General features: G+C 57.0%; 3 protein-coding genes and 1 pseudogene. All 4 read left to right on the top strand.

Annotated elements, in window-relative coordinates:
* Positions 1 to 568: pseudogene (locus AC1ROR_RS00020) on the top strand (ice nucleation-like protein); the annotation flags it as partial.
* A 102-nt stretch (positions 569 to 670) separates the two neighbouring features.
* Positions 671 to 1,636, top strand: a complete 966-nt coding sequence (locus AC1ROR_RS00015; RefSeq protein ID WP_498588269.1) for a glycosyltransferase family 2 protein — start codon at positions 671 to 673, stop codon at positions 1,634 to 1,636.
* Positions 1,637 to 1,854: 218 nt separating this feature from the next.
* On the top strand, positions 1,855 to 3,897 hold the full coding sequence (locus tag AC1ROR_RS00010; protein WP_498588268.1) for an O-linked N-acetylglucosamine transferase, SPINDLY family protein: 2,043 nt from the start codon (positions 1,855 to 1,857) through the stop codon (positions 3,895 to 3,897).
* Between the two features lie 150 nt (positions 3,898 to 4,047).
* Positions 4,048 to 5,205, top strand: coding sequence for a UDP-galactopyranose mutase (gene glf, locus AC1ROR_RS00005; protein ID WP_498588267.1), 1,158 nt, complete (start codon positions 4,048 to 4,050; stop codon positions 5,203 to 5,205).
* The last annotated feature ends 178 nt before the right edge of the window (positions 5,206 to 5,383 follow it).

The following is a 5,383-nucleotide window of genomic DNA, read 5'->3' as shown; positions in this document are numbered from 1 at the left end:
CTCCACCGATGAGATCAAGGCCATCAGCGTCAACGCCATCACCGGCCTTTCCGCAGCCGCCCTCTCCGGCCTCAGCAGCGCCAATGCCGCGGCACTGACGAAGACACAGATCGCGGCTCTGTCCTCGACACAGCTTGGCGCATTGTCGACCGACAATCTGGCAACCTTCTCCACCGATGAGATCAAGGCCATCAGCACCAAGGCCTTTGCCGGCCTCGATGCCAGCAAACTGACCACCGGCACCATCGCCGCCCTGAGCCGAGCGCAGGTCGCAGCACTCTCCTCGACGCAGTTCGAAGCCCTCTCGACCGAGCGGATACAGGCACTTACTTCGGATCAGATCGCAGGTCTCAGCTCCGCACAGATCGGCACCCTCAACAGCGACGAGCTCAAGCTCTTCTCTACCGATGAGATCAAGGCCATCAGCATCAATGCCATCGCCGGTCTCACCACAGCCACCCTCACCAGTCTCGGCAGCACCAATGCGGGAGCGTTCTCGTCCCAACAGCTCGGGGTGATGAACGATGGCCAGGTCGAGGCTATCATCAAGGCCTACAAGACGGTGTAAGGCCCGGAGAAACCAGACAATCTACGACGCGGCTCAAGGTCGCGTCGTAGCATGGATGCATTTTAATTCCAGAATGCGCCCAGAGGACATCGAGTTTCCATCATGACAAAGATATCCATCATCATTCCGGCCTTCAACATAGCCAGTCTCATCGGCGAGACGCTCGACAGCGTTCTGCGCAATGAAACCGATATGGATATCGTCATCATCGACGATGCCTCCACCGACAATACTTGCGGCATCGTTGAGCAATATATGGCGCAATACGCCAATATAAGGCTGATGCGCAATGAGATGAACACCGGGCCGGGCGTCGCCCGCAACAGGGCGCTGGCGACCATCGACAGCGAATATTGCCTGTTTCACGATGCCGACGACCTTCTGGCTGCAGGAGCCATCGATACCGTCCTGCCCCTGATGGATGAGACGAATGTCGATGTCGCGGCATTCAGATATAATGTGCTCAGAACGGCCGATGGCGCACCCGGGGAGATGCCGCCTATCGACAGGAATATCTGGGACGATGTCCTCGGTAACCGCGACAGCGCACTGATCGATCTCGATACTGCCGTACAGTTCCTGGTGACGATCAATTACCCATGGAACAAGATTTTGCGGACGTCATTCATCCGCCGGACAGGCTGGCGCTTCTCCACGGCACGGATCAACGAAGACATCCTGCCGCACTGGGCAGCCTATATGAATGCCGGGCAATTCCTGGCCATTAACAGCAGCCTGACGACACACCGCCTTGTTCCTGGTCGCGAGCAGCACACGAGTACCTTCGACGAGCGCCGCCTGGACATGTTCGCGGCCCTGAAGGACGCCGAGAAGCTTTTCAACGATAACCCTATCTTCAGAGCGAAATATTATCCGATCTTCATCATCTTCAAGGCGGGCTTGCTGGAATGGGCAAACAGGCAGATGCGGCATGATCTGCTCGGTCTTTTTCGGGAACATGCCGCGCATTCCTACCAATACTTCACTGACGAGGATTTCGACAGCGTCTATCAGATCAATCCATCAATTGCGCTGGCGAGCTACAGGATGAAACATTCCCATCGATAGAACATGTGAACAACCTGACCCGTAATAGCAGCGTCAGCGGTTCAAAACATGGGAGTCTGACTGTCAATAAACTTCAACGCGCAAGCTTGGCACGACATTGATTCTGACAATAACACCGCCGCAACACATCCAGCCCCGGGCAAGTTATCTACTATAACTAAAAATGACCCATCTGGGCCGTTTCTACTTTCGACCTTGTCGTTTTGCCGCAGGATGCCATGACCGCCAGCCACGCCTCTACTTCAAACGACGATGCTCCGAGCGCACTTGATCTGGCACGGAACCAGCAACTCAGTCTTCTGGATCTTTTGCGCCTGGCCGAGGCTCTTGGTGCCGCCGGTCAGCTAACCGCCGCCGGGGAACTCTACAAAACCTGGGTCGCATTCAACGACAATAATCCCGCAATCCACGTCGCCTACTTCAACTACGCTGTCGTGCTGAGCCAGCTTGGCGATCGCGCAGGCGCCGTCCAGGCGTTTCACGGCTGCTTAAAGGCCAATCCGCAATTCGCTCCCGGCCACATCAATCTCGGTCGCGTGCTTGAAGATGCCGGCCTGATCGGTCAGGCAGTGGAGCAGTGGTCGCAATATGCCGAGGCCACGAAAAATCTCGATGCCGAAGCGGTTGGGCATCGGCATATGGTCCTGCAGAACATTGGCCGGGTCCTCGAAAGTGCCGGAAAACTTGAGGAGGCTGAAGCCGCTTTGCTGCAGGCGTTCGAGCTGCGGCCGGAGGCGCCGGAATCAGGCCAGCACTGGGCAGCGTTGCGACAGCGCCAATGCAAATGGCCGGTGCTTGAACCCTCGAGCCACGTCCCTGCCCGCAAGATGCTTGACGCCATGTCTTCGCTGACGTTGAGTTGCTACGCTGACGATCCGATGTTCCAGCTTGCCAAAGCCTATCGCTTGAGCAAAACGCTGATTGGCGCACGTCCGGACCTCACCTGCTTTCCGCGCAGATTGCCGAAACACAAGTCCGGGACTGGTCAACGTCTGCGCGTCGGCTACCTCTCATCGGATCTTCGTGATCATGCCGTCGGCTTCGCTCTCTGCGAGGTGCTGGAGCTGCACGACAGAAACAGTCTTGAGGTCTTCGCCTATTATTCCGGCAATGTACGCAATACGGACAGCACCCAGCAGAGAATAAAAGCTGCGGTCCATTGCTGGCGAGATATTCACAGCCTGGATGATAGCTCTGCCGCATCGCAGATCATCTCCGATGAAATCGATATCCTGATCGACGTGAATGGCTACACCAAGGACGCCCGCGCAAGAATTTTCGCCTATAGGCCTGCGCCGGTCATCGTCAGCTTCTGCGGCTACCCTGGATCAATGGGAAGCCCGTTCCATCATTATCTGATCTCCGACGGGTATATGATCCCGGAGGAGAACGAAATCTATTACACCGAAAAGGTGCTGCGCATCGCGTGCGATCAGCCGCTCGACCGCAAGCGGCCCATCGCGGAGCGACCGAGCCGAGCAGACGTCGGACTGCCGGAGGACGCATTCGTTTATGCCAGCTTCAACGGCATGCAGAAGATCACGGAAAACTGCTTTGCACGATGGATGACGATCCTGTCGCAGACGCCAGGCAGCCTATTGTGGCTGCTGACGGGCGATGAAGATGTCAATCAGCGCCTGCGAGACGTCGCGCAACGGAACGGCGTCGCACCCGAACGGCTCGTATTCGCACCGAAAGTCCCGAACCCGATGCATATTGCCCGTATCGGTGTCGCCGATCTGTTTCTGGACACCTTCCCCTATGGCGCGCACTCCACCGCGGCTGATGCGATAACATCCGGCCTGCCCGTCCTCACCATGTCAGGCAAGACATTTGCCGCGCGTTTCTGCGGCAGCATCGTCACCGCAGCCGGTGTCCCGGAGATGCTCTGCTCGTCGCCCGAAGACTATGTCGCCCGCGCCGTGGGTTTTGCCCACGACAGGAAGAGCCTTCTTAAGGTGAGAGAGTCGATCGCCCGGCAACGCGAGACAAGTGTATTGCGCGATATTCCCGCCCTGGCACGGCGTCTGGATGAACTCTTCTGGCAGATGCAGGGCGAATGCGAACGCGGCGAGACGCCAGTGCCGGATCTCAGCAATCTCGATCTCTATTATGACGTGGGTGCGGAAGCCGTATTGGAAAATATCGAGTTTGAGGACGAACAAAGCTACCGCAGACGCTATCTCAAGAAACTCAATCAGTGGCACGACTATGCACCGATCCCATACGACCTTCGCCTGTGGCAGACACCAAAAGACTGAGCGAGAAACCGAACGGCGCGAGCCGGATATCACTATTTCCCGCTGACCGTCGATATTCTCGTTCGCCCGGGACTGCCCTCATCACCACCTCCTCGAAGCAAATCTTTACCGCCCCCGCCGGCGACGACATATGAACAGGACTAGTTCTCAATGAGCGCGGATGAAAGAATTGTCATTGTCGGCGCCGGGCTTTCCGGGGCGGTCATTGGACGGGAGCTCGCCCTGGCAGGCCATATGGTCGAGATCATCGATGCCCGCAATCACATTGCCGGTAATTGCCACACCGAGCGTGACGGCGAAACCGGCGTTATGGTGCATGTTTACGGCCCGCATATCTTCCATACGGACGACAAGGAGGTTTGGGACTATGTCAACAGCTTCCAGACGTTCATGCCTTACAAGAACCGGGTCAAAACGACGAGCGGCGAGCGTGTCTATTCCCTGCCCGTCAATCTGCACACGATCAACCAGTTCTTCGGCAAGAATTTCCGGCCCGATGAAGCGAGAACCTTCATAGAAGAGAGGGCCGACAAATCGATCATCAATCCGCAGACCTTCGAGGAGCAGGCGCTGCGCTTTGTCGGCCCGGAACTCTACGAAGCCTTCTTCAAGGGATATACGGAGAAGCAATGGGGCTGCCCACCGGCCGACCTGCCCGCGTCGATCCTGAAACGCCTGCCCATGCGCTTCAATTATGACGACAACTATTTCTTCCACAAATATCAGGGCATGCCGGAAACCGGATATACCGATATGATCGAGCGTATCCTCGATCATCCGAACATAACGGTGAGGCTCGGCACACAATTCCACCGTGCCGATGCAGGGGCTTGCAAACACGTCTTCTATTCAGGCCCGCTCGATGGCTATTTCGACTTCGAACTCGGCCGGCTTGCCTACCGAACACTCGACTTCGAACGTTTCACCTATGATGGCGACTATCAGGGCTGCGCGGTGATGAATTATGGCGACGTTTCCGTGCCCTTTACCCGCATCACCGAGCACAAGCATTTTTCCCCGTGGGAAGAGCCAGCAGGCTCCGTTTGTTATAGGGAATTTTCCCGCGCGTGCGGCCCGCAAGACATCCCTTATTATCCAGTTCGGTTGGTCAAGGATAAAGAGCAGCTTGCCGAATACGTGGCGCGCGCCGAGCGGGAAACATCCGTCACCTTTGTCGGCCGCCTCGGGACCTATCGCTATCTGGACATGGACGTGAGCATCCGGGAGGCACTCGACACCGCCCGCCTCTATCGCGCCAGGCGATCAGAGGGTGGTTCCATGCCTGCATTTCTGCATCCACCCGTGTAAGGGCGGCCGGCTAGGCCGCTTGAATGACAATTTCCGCACAACGCCAAAAAGGGCCCTGAGTTTCCTCGGGCCCTTTGATAAGTCTTGAACGTCTTATGAGTATTGGTTGCGGGGGCAGGATTTGAACCTGCGGCCTTCAGGTTATGAGCCTGACGAGCTACCGGGCTGCTCCACCCCG

The sequence above is a fragment of the Agrobacterium sp. GW821-FHT14E08 genome, assembly GCF_058803865.1.
The sequence above is the reverse complement of the archived record's forward strand: the minus strand, read 5'-3'. Positions and strand labels throughout refer to the sequence as shown.